Genomic DNA, 17169 nt, shown 5'->3' with positions numbered 1-17169 from the left:
TCGAACCGCCTGATAAAAGCTGCCCCCCAAATCGGCAGGCAAACAGATAAAAAGGAAAGCAAGATGACCATTGCTCAAGAAGTGAAAACACTCCTTTCCAAGCTCGGTGTAGCTGAATCCGCCTATACCGGAGGCAATATGCCTTCTTTTAGTCCCGTAAGCGGAGAGAAAATCGCCGATGTCGTGGTTCATTCAGCAGATGATACGGCAAAGACCATCGAACAGGCTGATGCAGCGTTCCGCGAATGGCGGCTTGTTCCTGCCCCAAGGCGCGGCGAACTCGTGCGTCTGTTCGGTGAAGAGTTGCGCGCGCTGAAGAGTGAACTCGGCCGCCTCGTTTCGATCGAAGCTGGCAAGATCCCGTCCGAGGGCCTCGGCGAAGTCCAGGAAATGATCGACATTTGCGATTTTGCTGTCGGCTTGTCGCGCCAGCTCTACGGCCTGACCATCGCAACCGAACGTCCCGGACATCGCATGATGGAAACCTGGCACCCCCTTGGTGTCGTTGGGGTTATTTCCGCTTTCAATTTCCCGGTTGCCGTCTGGTCGTGGAACACGGCGCTTGCACTCGTCTGCGGGAATGCTGTTGTGTGGAAGCCATCGGAAAAAACACCTCTAACCGCGCTTGCATGCCAAGCTATCTTTGAGCGCGCCGCCAAGCGTTTTGGTGATGTTCCCGCCGGCCTTACCCAGGTGCTGATGGGCGACCGCACCGTTGGCGAGACACTCGTCGACCATCCGAAGGTCGCGCTCGTATCAGCAACAGGATCGACCCGCATGGGCCGTGAGGTCGGACCGCGTCTCGCCAAGCGTTTCGCCCGCTCGATTCTCGAGCTTGGTGGCAACAATGCCGGCATCGTCTGCCCCTCGGCCGATCTCGACATGGCACTGCGTGCAATTGCCTTCGGTGCAATGGGAACCGCCGGTCAGCGTTGCACGAGCCTTCGCCGTCTTTTCGTACATGAAAGCGTCTATGAAACGCTCGTGCCCCGCCTGAAAAAAGCCTATGAGAGTGTTTCCGTCGGCAGTCCGCTCGATACATCGGCGTTGGTCGGCCCACTTATCGACAAGGCAGCCTATGACAATATGCAAAAGGCGCTTAGGCAAGCAATCGATCATGGTGGCAAGGTAACGGGCGGTGCGCGCATCGATACCGGATACGCCAATGCCTATTATGTCCGTCCCGCTCTCGTCGAAATGCCGCAACAGGATGGGCCGGTTACCGAAGAAACCTTCGCGCCTATCCTCTACGTCATGAAATACAGCGATTTCGATAAAGCGATTGCCGATCACAACGCCGTCGGAGCGGGGCTTTCATCCTCGATTTTCACGCTCAATTTACAGGAAGCCGAACGTTTCCTCAGCGCTGATGGATCAGATTGCGGTATCGCCAACGTCAATATCGGCACATCCGGCGCTGAAATCGGCGGAGCCTTCGGCGGCGAGAAAGAAACGGGTGGCGGGCGCGAATCCGGATCGGACGCATGGAAGGCCTATATGCGCCGTGCCACGAATACGGTGAACTATTCGTCAGCCCTTCCATTGGCTCAGGGCGTATCCTTCGACATCGACTAATCAGATTTCAAAAGCCGTTCCCCGGAAACGGGGGACGGCACTGTGCACGTAATATCATGCCTGAAATTGTTCGCCGACAAATTCCCAGTTAACAAGCTTGCCGAGAACTGCCGCGACGTGTTCCGGGCGGCGGTTCTCGTAGTCGAGATAGTAGGCATGTTCCCAGACATCGATACCGAGCAGCGCTTTCTTGCCCTCTGCGAGCGGATCACCGGCATCCTGCATGCCAGCGATTGAGAGCTTGTCACCGTCCTTGACCAGCCATACCCATCCTGTGCCGAACACATTGTCGCCCTCGGCGGTCATCTTCTTCTTCAGTTCGTCAAACCCGCCAAAGTCCTTTTCGATGGCTTGGAGAAATGCGCCCTTGGGTGCGGCAGATCCGCCCTTGAACTGTTGCCAATAGAGATTGTGATTCCACGCCTGTGCGGCGTTGTTGAAGATCGCGGTATCTCCATCCTTTTTGGCACGCACGACCACCTCCTCAAGTGGGAGATCCGCATAAGGTGTCTTATCAACCAAGGTATTGAGCTTTTTGAAGTAACCGGCATGGTGTTTTCCATAGTGGAGGCCAACCGTCCTTGCTGAAATCACCGGCGCAAGCCCGCCTTCCGCGTAGGGTAGTTCGGGCTGTTTGAAGGGCGCGGCTGCGCGAGCCCGGATGGCTGGTGCGAACAGGATAGTCGCGGCTGCGGCTCCGGAAAGCGCCAACACATGGCGTCGGTTCATCTGCATGTCGATCTCCTTGGCTAGTCTACGGTGCAGTGCCATTAGATATCTCACAAATGGCATCTGGAGCCCTTAAAAATATTCGTGATGGCGCAGCGTTAAACGACCTGGTCAGTGCATGGTTCCTTGGCCAAGCCGACATTCGTTCTCAATCGACGAATTGCTGGATTGTTACTCCGCACAAATATCCCGCGCGACCCCACGCAGCCAAGATGCGCCGGGTCAGCGTGGTAGCGGACAATCTTCCTCGTCAATTTGCCGCCGGGGATTCTGGCTTTTCTTCTCGCCTATCGCTGTTGGGAGTCAGGCTCACACAACACGCATTCCTGGAGACGTGTCATGATGCATTCGCACCGCAAAGCCTCGCATGAGAAATCCCCTACTTCACGAAGGCTTTCGTCAGACCCATTGTCCGGTCTACGATCATGACCACTGCCAGTGTCATCAGAATCAGAAGAACCGAAACGCTTGCAACCAACGGGTCAGCCTGGCTCTCGACGTGATGGAATAGCTCGACCGGCAATGTCGTCATTCTCGGGCCGGTCAGGAACAGCGTGATGACCACTTCATCAAATGAAACTAGGAAACAGAGCGCGGTCGTGGCGACTATGCCCGGCGCCATCATAGGCAGGGTGACCTTCCCGAACACGGCCAGCGGCTTGGCTCCAAGCGACGAAGCCGCCTCTTCGCATGCAAGGTTGAGATTGCCAAGCGACACGGAGAGCACCCGCAACGCATAGGGAAGCGTGATCACCAGATGGCCGATCACAAGGCCTGTGAACGTCGCCAGCAAACCCATGGATGCAAAAATGATCAGTATGGCCAGCCCCAGAACGATTGTCGGCAACAGCAACGGGGCGGTGAAAAGATTGAACAGGAATTCCGACCCGGTGACCTTTAACCGGACGATCGCATACGAAGCAGGAATCGCGATGATCAACGACAGGACGGTAACAACGCTTGCAAGCCCGAGGCTTGTCAGAAACGCCGACATCATGACGTTGTTTCCGAGGAGGGCCTCATACCACCGGAATGACCACGAGCTTGGTGGAAAGGCGAGAATCTGATCGCCACTGAAAGAGATCGGAAACACAAGCAGGACCGGTGCCAGAAGAAACAGGAACAGGATGGTTACGGCGATACGCATAAACCAGGAGGTGGGATTGTCTTCCATTACCGTTACCCTTCAATCATGCGCAGCACGCGCGAGTAAACAGCCAATGCAGCTCCAAAAATGATGAGCACGAGCATTGACAGTGTCGCAGCCAGCGGCCAGTTCAATGTCACGATTGCCTGGTCGTAGATTTCCGTCGCCAGCAAGAACACCCGTCCGCCGCCCATCAGCTTTGGTGTAATGAAGGAGGAGATGGCCAGGACAAAGCAAAGAAGGCAGCCAAGGGCGATACCCGGCAACGTAAGAGGCAGGATCACACGCCAGAACGTCCTGAAAGGTGTCGCGCCGAGCGTTCGGGCCGCCTCTTCTACCTTGGGGTCGAGCCGGCCGAATCCGGCCATCAACGACAAGATCATATAGGGCATCAAGATCTCGGTCAGTCCAATGACGACCCCTGTGGTGTTGAACATCATGCGCGGCGGCTGAAAGCCCATCGATGCAATCACATTGGCAACAGGTCCTTGTTCGGCAAGGAGCGCGATCCAGCCATAGGTCCGCACGACGGCTGAGGTCAGAAGCGGTGAAATGACGAGAACCGTCAAGAACGTCCGCCACGCACCGGACGCGCGATGAAGATATAGCGCTATCGGATAGCTCACCAACAGGGTTGCGAGGGTAATCCCCAAACTGACCATGATCGAATTCAGGATCAGTTCGATATAGAAACTGTCCTGAAGCAGTTCCGTCCAGTTGGCGCCCGTGAACGCCTCTGCAATCCCGCCGCCAGGCAAGGCTTCGTTAAAGGACATCCGTGCCAGATTGAAAACCGGAAGAATAAATCCGATGGCGTTGACCAGGGCGATTGGCAACAGCAGGGCAACAGCGATACCGGCAGTGCTGGAGGGTTTCTGTGAGCCGACAGGAATGTCGAAGGTTGCCGTCGTCATTGATCCGCTCCGAAGACGAGCGTGTCCTCGACGCTCCAGGAGAGGACGGCTTTGTCCCTCTGGCGATGGCTGGCTTGAGACTTTTTGGTCGACTCTTCAACGATGAATTCGGAACCGTCGACATCAAAATGATACTGGATGACGTCGCCGACAAAGGTAATCCGCGAGAGCACAGCGGCCGTTTGGTTCGCCGTTTCACCTGGTTGCTCCGTGGACGCTGCGTTCCAATCGATATGAATTCGGTGCGGGCGCACCATCACCACAACGTCGTCCTGCCCGGCCGGTTTGGTCGACCTGATAGTCGATGAACCAATTCGTATAAAACCGTCTGCCATACGCCTGCCCTTGACGCGGTTCGTGCGACCGACAAAGGAAGCTACGAAGGGCGTTGCCGGCCGCTCGTAGATCTCGTGCGGCGTGCCAACTTGTTCAATCAGCCCGCCTTTCATGACCACGATGCGATCACACATACTCAAGGCTTCGACCTGATCATGCGTCACAAAAACTGTCGTAATGCCCAGCTGCTGCTGTATGTCCCGTATTTGCGTCCGCATTTCATCGCGCAGTTTCGCGTCGAGATTCGAGAGCGGCTCATCGAGCAGAAGTATCGACGGTTCAATGACGAGAGCGCGAGCCAAGGCAACGCGTTGCTGCTGGCCGCCGGAAAGTTCCCGTGGTTTTCGCTCGGCAAGATGGCCGAGCTGGACCATGGCGAGCGCCTTGGCCACCTTGCTGGCAATATCGGCACGCGACAGGCCGCGCATTTCCAGACCGAACGCGACATTCTTCGCTACGGTCATATGCGGAAACAGCGCATAACTTTGAAAGACCAGCCCCATGTCCCTGCCATGAGGTGCAATTTGGGTAACGTCGCGTCCCTCGACAGTGATCTTTCCAGCAGACGGAGAAATCAACCCGGCAATCATACGGAGAGTGGTGGTTTTGCCGCATCCAGAAGGGCCGAGCAGAGCGATCAGCTCCCCTTTGCGGACCTCGAGATTCAGATTTGAGATAACTTCGACAAGGCCATACTTCTTGTTGATACCTTCCAGGCTGAGATACGGATCGCCAATCGTTTCAACGCCATCGCGTTTGATGGTCTGATGCATCATGGTAGCCTCCAAATTTTCGCGGCTTGAACTTTAGCGGCTGAGCGGAATGATGCGACGACGCCATTGCTCGGTGATGCCATCACGAACCTTGGCCACTGCCAGCCAATCGATATCGATCATCTTGTCCATATCGTCCGCGGCCGTACGCTTCAAAGCATCGGGTGCGATGACAGTCTTGGAATTTGTGGGAGCGTAGAACATTTCGCTCGTGAAAGCTGCCTGGGCTTCAGGGCTGAGCGCGTAATCGATGAATTTCTTCGCAGCTTCGCCCGCCGGGGCGTTCTTGACGAGATTGATCGTATTGATCTGGAAGCCGCTTCCCTCTTTAGGCAAGGCAACGCCCAGTTTTCCACCAGAGGTTCCGGAATAGATCTGAGCACGCGCATTCCAGCCGATCCCCAAGGCGGCCTGTCCATTGGCGATTGGAGCGTAAACATCCGGCTTGGGATCCCAGGTCTGGACGCCCGGTGCCAGTTCGCCAATCTTGGCAATGCCTGCCGAAACGTCGGTCTTGTAGTCTTCGCCGCCGGCAAGCTTGTTCGAAATGATCGTAAACGTTGTTCCCTGAATATCCGGGGCGGCTTGTATGATCACCTTCCCTTCATACTGCTTGTCCCAAAGGGCGTCCCAGGAGGTCGGCGCTGTCTTCACCTGGTCAGTGTTATAGATGATCACCAGATTATCGAAGGTAACGCCGACGCCTGCAACACCTTCGGCGCGAGCGTTCGGGTAAAGATCCTTGACGTTTGCAGAAACACGTTCATCGACCTTGTCGAACAGCCCCTCATCCGTGCCCGCCTTCGCTACACTCACATCAAGGATCGCCACATCTATCTGCGGACTGCTCTTCTGCGCACGCAGGGTCCCGAGCATCTGCGCCGAGTTCGGCATGCCATAGAACTGCACGGTGATATCGGGATACTTTTTCATAAACGGCTCGATGACGGCCTTCGTATAGTGTTCTTGAAAGATACCGCTATAAGCCGTCAGCGTTACAGTCTCCGCCGAAGCGCCACTGATCGCAGCGATTGTGAGTGCTGAAACAGCAATTGAAAGTCTTGCAAACATCATCTCGTTCCCTGTTTTTATGAGTTGACTGTTATGGATCAGGCGACCTGGCGCTTCTGGCCCTCCACGATTTTCGTAGCTCCCGAAATGTCGGGAAGAAATTCGCCTTTACGCAAGCGTTCGAGCAATAAGATTTCGTTTTCCTGCATGCCGAGCGCTTTCTCCGCGGCAGCCCGTGCGTGGGATGGTGCTAGGACTACGACACCACTTTCATCGGCGATGATAGCATCGCCTGGCTTGATAACTTGACCACCGACCGTAACCGGGACGTTAATCGCCCCTTCCAGGCCCAGAATTTTGGTCGTTATCGGTGACGGCCCTCGGCACCACATGGGCATTTCCACCTTGCGTATCTCGGAGAAATCCGTCGCGGGACCATCGATGACCGCGCCGACAACGCCCGCCAGTTTCATTGCATGTGTCACAACGCCGCCCCAGCAGGCATGGCGATTATCACCGCACCGTTCTATTGCGACGAAATCGCCAGGACGGACAATCTTGGTCAAGTAATGCAGGATAGTCGAATCCGCGTGCGGAATCCGGATGGTGACGGCCGTTCCGGCTACACGTTTTTCCGGCAGGACAGCACGAATTTCCCGATCGACGAACCCCGAATGCAGGAAGTGTCCAATCGTGGCTGTTTCGACCCGTTCCATGAGCTTGATCAAATCGGCATCGATCTGACGTGGCATTTCATTGACTTCAAACATGGTCTGACCTCTCAAAGTGCGTGGTGGCGTGCAACTGGGACATCGCCGCGCACTTTTGTGACATAGCCGAGATCCAGTTTTGAACTGGTGGTTCCGACACCATCCGAGCATTGCGCCACGACGTGGCCCCATGGGTCGATGACCATGGAATGACCCCAGCACCATTTGCGTCCCTCGGCGTGGGAAAGCGTCTGCCCAACAGCAAGGAAATAGGTCTGCGTTTCGATGGCGCGGGCACGGGCAAGCACTTCCCAATGGTCCTTGCCGGTCATCAGCGTGAAGGCTGCAGGAAGAACGATGACTTCGGCACCCTCATCACGCAATTTGCGGAACAATTCGGGAAAGCGCACGTCATAGCAGATGGCACAGCCGACTTTCGTGTCGCCGACTTGGTAGGTCACAATGTCCTCGCCGCGGCTAATCGTATCTGACTCGCGGTAGACCGTGCCGCCTGGCGTATCCACATCGAACAGGTGAATCTTGCGGTATTTCGCCAGTTCCTTGCCGTCAGGACCAAACACAATCGTCGTGTTGTAATATTTGTTGCCATCCTGTTCGACGATGCTCCCGGCATGAATCGTAACACTGTGTTTCGCGGCCAGTCCCGACATCAGCCGATAGCCGTCGCCATCCGGAAACGTCTCGCCATTGGCGTAGATATTGTCCCGGCCCTCGCCAAGGAATGCATAGTATTCGGGCAACACGATGAGATCAGGGGCATCATTCTCAACGGCTTCGTTGACCAAACGTGCCGCGATTTCCAGATTTGCGGCCTTGCTGTCTTGCGAGTTCATTTGCACCAGACTGACTTTCACGCTCGTACCTCCATTTTCGATGAAGGGATCGTGCGCAAAATATCGTGGTGAGACAAACTCGAAATACTTGAGCGGTCCTATAGAATTTTCTTATGCATTCGTGATGGGCTGTTTGTGTCCCGCGAGCATGCGCTCAGGCGTCCGCCATACAGAGCGAGGCTTCAGCTGCCATCTGGGCAATGATCGACGGAAGGAGACTGTCCGGGTGATCGGCATAGACCGCATGAAATGTCAGCGGATGAAACGCTGGTGAAACGTCAAGAATCTCCAGTGCACCTGCATCGACATATTCGGCAAGAATGACGCGCGGCAAAGGCGCAACGCCAAGGCCATCTTTGGCAAGGCGCATGATGGTGGCAAGCGAGTTGGAGTTCGATATCGCCGGCGCTTCAAGCCCGGCTTCACGAAACTGCTGCAACAGCCCATGATGGGGAACACTGCCTTTTGAGAAGGCCAGCAGGGGGTAGCTCGCAAGATCGGCGAGTGTGAGTTTCTTGCCTGCCAAGCCGTATTTGGGGCTCGCGACCCAGACGCAACGATAGGTTCCAAGATCGATATTGACCAATCCATGATCAAGCGCCGGTCCCATGATCAACGCCAGGTCAATTTTTCGTTCAATGATTTCCCGCGCCATATTGAGGCTGGTGTCGACGTTGAGATCGATGGCAATCCCCGGATAGCGCTCTTGGACGCGCTCTACGAGGCGTGGCAGAAACGAGTGGACGATTGAGTCGATCGTGCCGATGCTGACTGAACCTTTCAGGCTGGTGGGATCGGCTATCGCCTCACGAAATTCTCCAACAGCTTTCACAATTTCTTCAGCTTTGGACACCGCCTGCTGACCAACAGGCGTCAATTTTACAGTGCGCATGTCGCGATCAAACAGCTGAACGCCAAGTTCGCGCTCCAGTGTGGCAATGCGGTTGGAGATCGAAGCCTGAGTTGTATTCAATTTCTCCGCAGCGGCACTGAAACTGCCGAGGCGGACGATCCAGAGGAATGTTTCGACGAAGCGCAGATTCATATAGCTCGATCCTTTTGGAGCTATCTTCATGCAAACGGAGCGCGATGCCAAATGGCCGAACTATGTCGAACTGGCGCGATGCAGAGAGCGCGCGCCGTTCCTGATAAATCACGTGCGGCCTATAGACCGCAGCTCCAACGGGACGCTCAGGCGCGCCCCAGAGTTTGCTCGACCTGTACTTTTAGCCTTGGATCGATCTTAAGAGCACGCGCGAGCCCGTCGAGATAATTTCTCTCAGCGGGTGTATCGGCCGCAATCGCCAGAACTGAAGCCATGTAAATCTGGAGTGCTACCTCCGGCGAAGTTGCTGCGTTCAGTATCTCGCGAAGATCCACAGGCGTCGTCAGCTGTTCGGCCAAGCCGCGGCGATCGGCGGAACTGATACCGAGCTGATCAAGGCGCCCGGCCAGGTTGCGCTGTTCATCTTCGTCGATGACGCCATCGGCCTGTGCCGCAGCCACCATTGCCTTGACGAACACACCGGAGAGGGCATCGGCACCACCAGGCGCCTGCGCTGGATGAAAACCATTGTCGGCCGGCGGCACCACTGCAGCCGCATCTGGCGACTTTACCCCCGATTCTCCTGCCTGCTGTGCCTGATATCGCTTGAACGTCTGGTAGGCGAGCACGCCGAGCACCGCCATGCCGCCATAGCGGACGAGATCGTTCGTTCCTGCCTTTTGTGGCATTTGGGCCTGCGGCTGGGGTGATCTCGTTGGAACGCTGCCAGTGCTCGCGCCGTTGCCGACCGCTGCACCTCCCAGGAGACTGCCCAGAATGTCGCCAAGCCCACCGTTGCCAGCAGGAACCGATCGGCCCATGGTTGCGCCGCCCGCACCCGCTGCTGGGCTACCGCCCAACAGGCTTCCCAAAATATCGCTAAGATTGCCCGGCCCGCCGGGCGCCGGCTGGCTAGGCGTATTTGTTCCTGAGCCCGCGCGGAGTCCACCTCCCTGCAGGGCAGCTTGAAGCATCTGCTCTAGCACTGATTGGCTGCTGGCCATTGAAACGTCCCTCCCGTTGATGTTGATCTGGCCGTTCAAGCCGTGAGATTGAGCGCCTTCGAAATCTCGTCCAGAGTGGCCTTTTCCGCGTCGCTCACCCGCACGCCGCCAAAACCCAGGAAACCACCTTCGCTGGCTGCATTCGCCACGCGTTCACTGATGCTATAAAGCCAAGCCATGAATCCGGCAGCGTCATCTGGAGCTTTCGCGCCAACGAGCGCAACGGCTTGGCTGAGCGTTTCCAGGATAGCCCCTTTCATTTCGGCAGCCTGCTTGCCCGCAAGCTTGCTTTTGATCAGTCCGCGCGCGGCTGTGCGACCCTCGGAAGTCTCGAAGTCGGATACCACCGACTTGATCAAGGTGTTTGAATTCGGATCGGTCTTGGCCGCGACCAGCGCGCTGCCACTGGCCAGCCCTTCTTGGGTCATGCCGATGAGGCCGCTTGGATCAGCCAGCGTAACGGCCATCCCCGCCATCATGACGCTGCCGAGCACTTCGCTCCATTCCTCTGCGGTGAAATCTGTCTTGGTCGCCATGGGAATTTTCCCTTTTCTGTCAATAAGGCCTTTATAGCCTAGCCAAGCACCTGTGAGACATCATTACGCCATGCGAGGTGGGAATCAACGCAAAGTTCGCCTTTTGGCCCAAGGCTGCATCGGTTCGGGACATTATACTTCCCACGCGTCAGGCGCATGACAGGATTGGAAGCTGTGACCTGCGCCCTTCCGAAACCGCACAGCTTCCTTGCGCACAACCAAAATTCGCCATTGAAGCCTTGGCTCGCATCGGTTAGAAACGCTTCGCGCATGTAAGGCCGATGCCTTGTATCAGCACCCGTAGCTCAGCTGGATAGAGTGCTGCCCTCCGAAGGCAGAGGTCACAGGTTCGAATCCTGTCGGGTGCGCCAAAATACCCATTAAATTCAGCCATATATACCGATTTCCAATCGAGACGACGTGCCGCTTATCCGCTGGCTTTGGAGCAAAACACATTTTATGGTTGGCTGGTTTTAAATATGCTCCGGCGAACAATGCCGTTTGGTCCCTCAAGAAAGTGGCGCTATGTCCCGGCTAAAACTTTTACGGATCGCTTTGATTGCCTTCGGTGTTGCATTCTGTCTGGTCTATCCGCTTGCGATTATCTGGCCTTCGGGTTGGGCTTGGCATGATGGCCCGCCCACCGCTTCGCACTATTTCATGATGATCGTGGGCATATACGCAACGCTTGGAATATTTCTGATCCGTGCATCGCGCGACCCCGTGGTACATCGGTCGCTAATAGAGTTCACGATTTGGTCGAGTGTCGTGCACGCACTGATCATGGCGGTCCAGTCCTTCAGCCCCGGTACGCATATGGGTCATATGATGGGCGACGTACCGGCCTTGCTGTTCGTGGCGGTGGTGCTTGGCTGGTTGACCTATTCTTCCGGCGCAAGGAACGACGGCTAGGGCCTCCACCGACTCCCTTCAAATACGAGATCAAAATACGAGATCAGGGCGAGCCTTTACTCCAAACCTCTCTAACCAATAAGGATGAAGGGACACTTGTCACTATCGCATGTACTATCTCCGGCTTCTGATGGGGGGTCCGATGCCGTACTCGCGTGCTGCCGCCGTAGCGGCGCTTGGTATGACACTTTTAAGCCCGCTGCCGACAATGGCCGCGGAGCCCATTGGCGAGGCCGTCCTCATCAAAACGGAAGTAACTGGCGGAGGTGGTCCCATAGCGGTGGATACGCCGGTCCATCGGGACGAAAGGATCAAGACCTCTCGGTCGGGCCTTGGTCAATTCCTGTTCCGCGATGGTACCAAGCTGGCGGTGGGCTGGGGTTCGTCTGTGACGATCGACAAGTTCGTCTATGATGACGCGGACTCCGTCAAGAAGTTGACGATCAAAGCTGCCAAGGGAACGTTTCGCTGGGTCAGCGGAAATTCAAAATCGTCGGCCTATAATATCTTGACCCCGGCTGGGACGATCGGTGTGCGTGGAACCGCGTTCGATTTCTATGTAGGCCCAGACGGAACGACAGCAGTCGTCCTTTTGAACGGTTCAGCGCGATTTTGCGGTGCGGGCGGCTGCAAGGAATTGAAGCGCCGCTGCGATTGCGTCGTTGCCAAGCCCAACGGTCAAATTACCGATACCCGCCGCGTTGACCGGAATATATTCAAGACGTTGGGCAGTACGAAGGCACTCCCCTTCCTGTCGGGCAATCAGAAGCTCTCAGGAGGATTGGGAATAACTGGCACAGGGTGCGGTCTTTCGATGGCAGCAGCGGAGCCCACGGATAACGGCTCGCTTCCAGCCAGGGCTCCCGGCCCCGCCCCGCAAAGTCCGCGAGCTCCTGATCCGCCTGCTCCTCAGAGTCCTCGGGCCTCTGATCCGCCTGCCGCAGCCCCCAATCCGCCTGCCGCCGCCCCCGATTCGCCCTCACCGCCGGCCACGCCAAGGACGCCTGACGTGCCATCCAAGCCGGACAAACCAGACAAGCCGGATCGGCCGCACAAGCATGACAAGCATCATCATCACGACAGGCACCATGATAAAGACCGTCATCATCACGACAGACATGATGATGATCGGCGCGGTAAAGATCGTCACGATCACGATGGAGGCCGCAATAACCGGAATGGCAATGGATCAGGCTGGAACAACAACTAGCCGGTCTGATCAAATGCCGAAGGATCGGTCCTTCGCTGCCGGCTGATCGACGAAGTGGTCGGCTCGCCGCGATATCCGACGATAGAATTCCGGCAGACCACTTGTGATTTCTACCGCCTGCAATTTTGCGATGCGCAAGAATCTACGACTGCTTGAAGACCGCAAACGCAAGGCTTCGATGAGTTGGGCGTGAATGGCCTGCAGTTGCATGAATTCGGCAGACCCGCCGAGCTTTTCGCCACCGACTACCGCGTAAAGCCTGGTCCGCATACTTTTCCCTTTCAAGGCCAGGGCGCCTGCTTCAAGCAAAGCATAGCCCGGCAGCATTTCGGCGGTGCTGTCTGAAACAAGAATGTCGAAGCTGACCTCCTTGCAGGAGGATTCGATGCGCGCGGCAATGTTGACTGCATCACCGATGGCGGAATAATTGAAGCGTGTTTCCGCACCCATGTTTCCGACGCATGCGAGCCCGGTATGGATACCAATACCTATTCCGACTTTCTGTTCGTCGCCAAAGCCAAACGCATTATCCTGATTGAGGCGCGCGAGTGTCTCACGCATGGCCAAGGCGGCATGGACCGCCTTGTTGGCATGGTTGGCTACGTCTACAGGAGCGTTCCAGAAGGCCATTATCGAGTCGCCGATAAACTTGTCGAGAGTCCCCTCGTTGGCAATGACGTGACGGCTAAGCGCATCAAGAAGCGTATTAAGGAACAACACGACTTCTGCCGGGGTCAGGCGTTCGCTGATTTCGGTGAAATTGCGAACGTCGACAAACATAACCGTGAGTTCCCGGTCGTCTCCCCCAAGGCGCAATGCATTGCGCGTATGCTCGATGCGATACAGCAGCGAAGGTGAAAGATAGTGGCCAAATGCGCGTCTGACCTCCCGGCGTTCGCGGTCGATCACCAGAAAGCGAAATGAAGTCGCTGCAAAATGGGTTATCGACCCGCTGACAATTGGCGCCAAGGGATCAAACAAGAGGCCCGCGTAGAAAAAGGCAAGCCACGACGCGACAAGCGCCATGACCGTGATCAGCAGCCCGCAAACCAGGGCGACAGCCGGACTAACGAACGTGGTCAATATCACCAGCAGACTTCCCATCGCTGCGATCGACAGGATTTCGAGCCCGTTTGCCCAATCCGGGCGCGAGAGAAAGCGTCCCGACAATATTTGCTCGACAGTTTGCGCGTGCAGCGACACGCCAGGCACGTTCTGTCCAAGGGCAGTGGTACGGATATCCTGAAGCCCTGCTGCGGATGTCCCGATAAACACGATACTGCCGTCGATAGCATTCTTTATCTCGGGAGTGGCGCCTCCCTGCGCCAGTACATCCTTGGCTGAAATATATCTCTCGGCGGTATCAGGGGTGATATAGAGCCATAGTTCACCTTCGGCAGTCACCGGAACTTCGAATTCGCCGATTTTGACCATGGTTATGGTGTTGGGCACATTTGTTGCGCCTGCCAGTACATAGGTGGAAGCGCCTTGGGCTACGCGCAGCGCTTCAAGTGCAAGGTTAGGGTAAAGCTGCTCGCCATCGCTCAGGAAAAGCGGAACCGCGCGAACGACCGCCGATGGGTCACCGGGATTGAGGCTGATATGCCCGATGCCGGCGGCATTCGCTTCAAGTTCCGGCCGCAGCGGTGTCGCGGCCTTGATGCGTGGAGGCGCGCCAGCAGGATTTTCACCTGTAAAGGCAAAGCCGGCCTTCACCTGTGGGCGATAATTGCCTTCATTGGACAAACCAAAGCCCAGGATGACAGGTTTCCCGGTAATCGCTTGAGCAAAAATCTCATCATTATCAGGCAGTTGACCGAGCAGCGAGGGATCAATTCCGGCAACGTCGCGCACGACCGTACGTGGCGATAGACGGTCCGGCTCGGCGAAAAGAACATCAAACGCGATCGCCGATGCTCCCATTTCACCGAGCCTGTCGACCAGGGTGGCGAGCCGGTCTCGCGGCCATGGCCACTGACCGAACTCCCGCAGCGAGGCTTCATCTATATCGACAACCTTGACGGGCAGGTTTTCGAACGTCCGTGGCGCGATGCGCTGATATTCGTCGAATGTGAGGTCGCGGGCCTGCTTGAGCAGCGGCGGGTCACTTGCCCGCAGGATCGTGAGCGCCGCTACGATCGCCAGGCCGATAAGTACGCCAACTTGCTGCGCGCGCGTCATGGATGCCGTATCAGACCCCTTCTATCGAAAGCCTGACGACTAGGAGGTCTCATCCGGAGGAGTAAGTCCGATCTGATGGCCTGCCGCCGCGCCAAGAAATGGCATGCTGCATTTTTCTTGGCTTCTATGCAATCGGGACATCATTGCCATCAAATTGCAAAGCGTGGCGCACCCGAATGTGATTTGACGAATGGGTTGCCGAAAGACACGATGTATCCTGCCCTCCCCTGGGTACAGAGGTTCGGCGCTTGACCCCAATCAGAAAGGTCATTCGTCGGGCCTCGCCGCTAGCCAGCCACGGACCCGAAACTGACGTCGGAGGGTTGGTGTCGCGCATGCAACCAAATAGAAATCACAGGCTGTGAACTCACCAAATGTTTCTTCCCGAAACATCTTGCGCGCGCTGGCACGCCAAGGGTATGATAGCCAATGAAAACCACTTCCGCTAAAATTTTACCTGCAATTGGCTCGGGCGAACGTCCTTGGCTCAAGATTCTCTCCAGCTACCGTAAACCACACAGAGGACGCAGCGCCTTCGAACTCGCTGTTACCGTCATTCCGTTCGCTTTTTTCTGGGCACTGACCTGGGCCGCCGTGCACTACGGATATTGGTGGGGTCTGGTGTTGATTATACCCGCAGCTGGCTTCCTGCTTCGGCTGTTCATGATCCAGCACGATTGCGGCCACGGCTCTTTTTTCGCGCATCGTCATACGGATGACTGGACCGGCAGGGTGATCGGCGTGTTGACACTGACCCCTTATGACTACTGGCGTCGTACCCACGCTTTGCATCACGCTTCGGCCGGTAATCTCGACGAGCGTGGCGATGGTGACATTACTACGCTTACGGTTGCCGAATATCGCGCCCTGTCGCGTTGGGGCCGGCTTGGGTATAGATTGTATCGGCATCCAGCCGTAATGTTCGGTATCGGACCCATCTGGCTCTTCATTTTCAAACAGCGACTACCTTTCGGCATGATGCGTTCCGGCATGGAGCCATGGGTTTCGACGATGGCGACCAATCTCGGAATAGCGGTTCTGGCGATATTTCTTATGTGGCTGGTTGGCGTCGGCCCGTTTCTCCTGATCCATCTGCCGATCGTCACTCTGGCCGGCGCCGCCGGTATCTGGCTGTTCTACGTGCAACACCAGTTCGAAGAAACCCACTGGTCATCGGGTCCCGAATGGCAATTTGCGGAGGCCGCACTTCATGGCTCGTCGCATTACGTGATGCCAGGCGTCCTGCGCTGGATGACCGGCAATATCGGCATTCATCACGTGCACCACTTGTCCTCAAGGGTTCCCTGTTACCGGCTTCCGGAAGTGCTGAAAGATTATCCGGAGCTCGGCGATGTAGGGCGCATCACCATCATGGAAAGTCTTCGCTGCGTTGACCTCGTCCTTTGGGATGAGAATCGCCGCAAGCTCATCTCGTTTCGAGAGGCCAAAAAGCTGGTTTGACGCGAGGGAAAAGCTGGGAACGATATTCTGGTCGTGCCGTTGACATCATGGAAAGTGTGATGGCCGTGTCAACCGGACGCGATGGCAAGGCGAACAGGAACGTTTTTCCGGTTTCCAGTCCTGGCCAACGAAACGGCAGACGAGCGCCTGTCCCATCCGGTCCACGCTTTCCTTCCAAAGATTAGAATCTGACGGAGATCGGTTTCAGCCATGCGTGGGCGGTTTCGCTGAGACAGAAGAATGTTGACGGCCGGTTCGGATGCTGAAATTCTAACTCCGGAAACGGTGGGCAAATGATTATCAAAGAAATGACACAGCAGGAAATCCGGGGGTTGCTCGAAAGAGCGACGATCGGCAGGTTGGCCTGTGCAAAGGACGATCGACCCTACATCGTGCCGCTGACTTTCGCCTATCATACCGTGTTTCTCTATTCGTTCACGACCGCCGGGCAGAAAGTCGACTTCATGCGCGCAAATCCGCATGTCTGCGTCGAATTTGATGAGATATCCGCGACGAACAATTGGCAAAGTGTCATTGTGACGGGCAAGTTCGAAGAACTTACGAAGGAACCAGATCATATCGACAGCAGAAACACAGCCCATGCGCTTTTGAACAAGAGAGCCGAATGGTGGCAGCCTGCTTATGTGAAGACCGTCATTCGAGACCATGAACGGGCCCTGGAGCCGGTTTACTTCCGTATTTCGATACTGGAAACCACCGGGCACAAGGCCGTCAAAAGCGAATAGACCGTGTAACCAGCAATATTGTTAA

The 17169-nt window shown here is 56.2% G+C and carries 16 protein-coding genes and 1 tRNA gene; 6 read left to right on the top strand and 11 right to left on the bottom strand.

The genetic code is table 11. The features are described 5' to 3' along the window. The first annotated feature begins 63 nt into the window (after positions 1-63). Positions 64-1575, top strand: a complete 1512-nt coding sequence (gene amaB / locus C7476_RS00400) for an L-piperidine-6-carboxylate dehydrogenase (protein ID WP_114427957.1) — start codon at positions 64-66, stop codon at positions 1573-1575. Positions 1576-1629: 54 nt separating this feature from the next. Here amaB and C7476_RS00395 read toward each other — a convergent pair whose 3' ends face one another. From C7476_RS00395 to C7476_RS00350, 10 genes are all read right to left on the bottom strand, one after another. Continuing rightward, positions 1630-2310 carry a superoxide dismutase gene (locus C7476_RS00395; RefSeq protein ID WP_114428502.1) on the bottom strand — a complete coding sequence of 227 codons (681 nt, stop codon included), beginning with the start codon at positions 2308-2310 and terminating at the stop codon, positions 1630-1632. Positions 2311-2683: 373 nt separating this feature from the next. Then, positions 2684-3478, bottom strand: coding sequence for an ABC transporter permease (locus C7476_RS00390; protein WP_114427956.1), 795 nt, complete (start codon positions 3476-3478; stop codon positions 2684-2686). 5 nt (positions 3479-3483) lie between these two features. Further along, positions 3484-4365: an ABC transporter permease gene (locus C7476_RS00385; protein ID WP_114427955.1), complete on the bottom strand. Its 882-nt coding sequence runs from the start codon at positions 4363-4365 to the stop codon at positions 3484-3486. Then, positions 4362-5477, bottom strand: a complete 1116-nt coding sequence (locus C7476_RS00380; RefSeq protein WP_114427954.1) for an ABC transporter ATP-binding protein — start codon at positions 5475-5477, stop codon at positions 4362-4364. The genes C7476_RS00385 and C7476_RS00380 overlap by 4 nt, the downstream gene beginning before the upstream one ends. A gap of 30 nt (positions 5478-5507) precedes the next feature. Continuing rightward, complete coding sequence (locus C7476_RS00375) at positions 5508-6548, bottom strand: ABC transporter substrate-binding protein (RefSeq protein WP_114427953.1); 1041 nt, start codon at positions 6546-6548, stop codon at positions 5508-5510. Positions 6549-6583: 35 nt separating this feature from the next. Next, positions 6584-7255 carry an RraA family protein gene (locus tag C7476_RS00370; RefSeq protein WP_114427952.1) on the bottom strand — a complete coding sequence of 224 codons (672 nt, stop codon included), beginning with the start codon at positions 7253-7255 and terminating at the stop codon, positions 6584-6586. An 11-nt stretch (positions 7256-7266) separates the two neighbouring features. Beyond that, complete coding sequence (locus C7476_RS00365) at positions 7267-8070, bottom strand: carbon-nitrogen hydrolase family protein (RefSeq protein ID WP_114427951.1); 804 nt, start codon at positions 8068-8070, stop codon at positions 7267-7269. Between the two features lie 133 nt (positions 8071-8203). Next, complete coding sequence (locus tag C7476_RS00360) at positions 8204-9094, bottom strand: LysR family transcriptional regulator (protein ID WP_114427950.1); 891 nt, start codon at positions 9092-9094, stop codon at positions 8204-8206. Between the two features lie 146 nt (positions 9095-9240). Further along, a complete protein-coding gene (locus tag C7476_RS00355) occupies positions 9241-10098 on the bottom strand; it encodes a tellurite resistance TerB family protein (RefSeq protein WP_114427949.1) in 858 nt (285 codons plus the stop codon). A gap of 35 nt (positions 10099-10133) precedes the next feature. Beyond that, positions 10134-10634 carry a hypothetical protein gene (locus tag C7476_RS00350; RefSeq protein WP_114427948.1) on the bottom strand — a complete coding sequence of 167 codons (501 nt, stop codon included), beginning with the start codon at positions 10632-10634 and terminating at the stop codon, positions 10134-10136. Between the two features lie 294 nt (positions 10635-10928). On the opposite strand from C7476_RS00350, the gene C7476_RS00345 reads away from it, so the two are divergent. From C7476_RS00345 to C7476_RS00335, 3 genes are all read left to right on the top strand, one after another. Next, positions 10929-11005 (top strand) — tRNA-Arg (locus C7476_RS00345). Positions 11006-11159: 154 nt separating this feature from the next. Then, a complete protein-coding gene (locus C7476_RS00340; protein WP_114427947.1) occupies positions 11160-11546 on the top strand; it encodes a DUF6632 domain-containing protein in 387 nt (128 codons plus the stop codon). 142 nt (positions 11547-11688) lie between these two features. After that, positions 11689-12756 (top strand): FecR family protein, encoded by a 1068-nt coding sequence (locus tag C7476_RS00335; RefSeq protein ID WP_114428501.1) that lies wholly within the window; start codon positions 11689-11691, stop codon positions 12754-12756. Between the two features lie 9 nt (positions 12757-12765). Here the strand turns inward: C7476_RS00335 and C7476_RS00330 are convergent, their stop codons facing one another. After that, positions 12766-14937, bottom strand: a complete 2172-nt coding sequence (locus C7476_RS00330) for a CHASE2 domain-containing protein (protein ID WP_114427946.1) — start codon at positions 14935-14937, stop codon at positions 12766-12768. 429 nt (positions 14938-15366) lie between these two features. Here C7476_RS00330 and C7476_RS00325 point away from each other — a divergent pair, with 429 nt between their 5' ends. Continuing rightward, positions 15367-16398 carry a fatty acid desaturase gene (locus tag C7476_RS00325; protein ID WP_114427945.1) on the top strand — a complete coding sequence of 344 codons (1032 nt, stop codon included), beginning with the start codon at positions 15367-15369 and terminating at the stop codon, positions 16396-16398. A gap of 293 nt (positions 16399-16691) precedes the next feature. Continuing rightward, positions 16692-17144: a pyridoxamine 5'-phosphate oxidase family protein gene (locus C7476_RS00320; protein WP_114427944.1), complete on the top strand. Its 453-nt coding sequence runs from the start codon at positions 16692-16694 to the stop codon at positions 17142-17144. The last annotated feature ends 25 nt before the right edge of the window (positions 17145-17169 follow it).

This window comes from Phyllobacterium bourgognense, from assembly GCF_003337575.1.
In the GTDB taxonomy this organism is placed as follows: Bacteria; Pseudomonadota; Alphaproteobacteria; order Rhizobiales; family Rhizobiaceae; genus Phyllobacterium; species Phyllobacterium bourgognense.
Note: the sequence above shows the minus strand (reverse complement) of the source record. Positions and strands in the feature narration are given on the sequence as shown.

What these genes read in the sequence shown, in the direction of transcription:
- amaB (WP_114427957.1), top strand. Translation starts at nt 64, where the DNA reads ATGACCATTGCTCAAGAAGTGAAAACACTCCTTTCCAAGCTCGGTGTA.
- C7476_RS00395 (WP_114428502.1), bottom strand. Translation starts at nt 2,310, where the DNA reads ATGCAGATGAACCGACGCCATGTGTTGGCGCTTTCCGGAGCCGCAGCC.
- C7476_RS00390 (WP_114427956.1), bottom strand. Translation starts at nt 3,478, where the DNA reads ATGGAAGACAATCCCACCTCCTGGTTTATGCGTATCGCCGTAACCATC.
- C7476_RS00385 (WP_114427955.1), bottom strand. Translation starts at nt 4,365, where the DNA reads ATGACGACGGCAACCTTCGACATTCCTGTCGGCTCACAGAAACCCTCC.
- C7476_RS00380 (WP_114427954.1), bottom strand. Translation starts at nt 5,477, where the DNA reads ATGATGCATCAGACCATCAAACGCGATGGCGTTGAAACGATTGGCGAT.
- C7476_RS00375 (WP_114427953.1), bottom strand. Translation starts at nt 6,548, where the DNA reads ATGATGTTTGCAAGACTTTCAATTGCTGTTTCAGCACTCACAATCGCT.
- C7476_RS00370 (WP_114427952.1), bottom strand. Translation starts at nt 7,255, where the DNA reads ATGTTTGAAGTCAATGAAATGCCACGTCAGATCGATGCCGATTTGATC.
- C7476_RS00360 (WP_114427950.1), bottom strand. Translation starts at nt 9,094, where the DNA reads ATGAATCTGCGCTTCGTCGAAACATTCCTCTGGATCGTCCGCCTCGGC.
- C7476_RS00355 (WP_114427949.1), bottom strand. Translation starts at nt 10,098, where the DNA reads ATGGCCAGCAGCCAATCAGTGCTAGAGCAGATGCTTCAAGCTGCCCTG.
- C7476_RS00350 (WP_114427948.1), bottom strand. Translation starts at nt 10,634, where the DNA reads ATGGCGACCAAGACAGATTTCACCGCAGAGGAATGGAGCGAAGTGCTC.
- C7476_RS00340 (WP_114427947.1), top strand. Translation starts at nt 11,160, where the DNA reads ATGTCCCGGCTAAAACTTTTACGGATCGCTTTGATTGCCTTCGGTGTT.
- C7476_RS00335 (WP_114428501.1), top strand. Translation starts at nt 11,689, where the DNA reads ATGCCGTACTCGCGTGCTGCCGCCGTAGCGGCGCTTGGTATGACACTT.
- C7476_RS00330 (WP_114427946.1), bottom strand. Translation starts at nt 14,937, where the DNA reads ATGACGCGCGCGCAGCAAGTTGGCGTACTTATCGGCCTGGCGATCGTA.
- C7476_RS00325 (WP_114427945.1), top strand. Translation starts at nt 15,367, where the DNA reads ATGAAAACCACTTCCGCTAAAATTTTACCTGCAATTGGCTCGGGCGAA.
- C7476_RS00320 (WP_114427944.1), top strand. Translation starts at nt 16,692, where the DNA reads ATGATTATCAAAGAAATGACACAGCAGGAAATCCGGGGGTTGCTCGAA.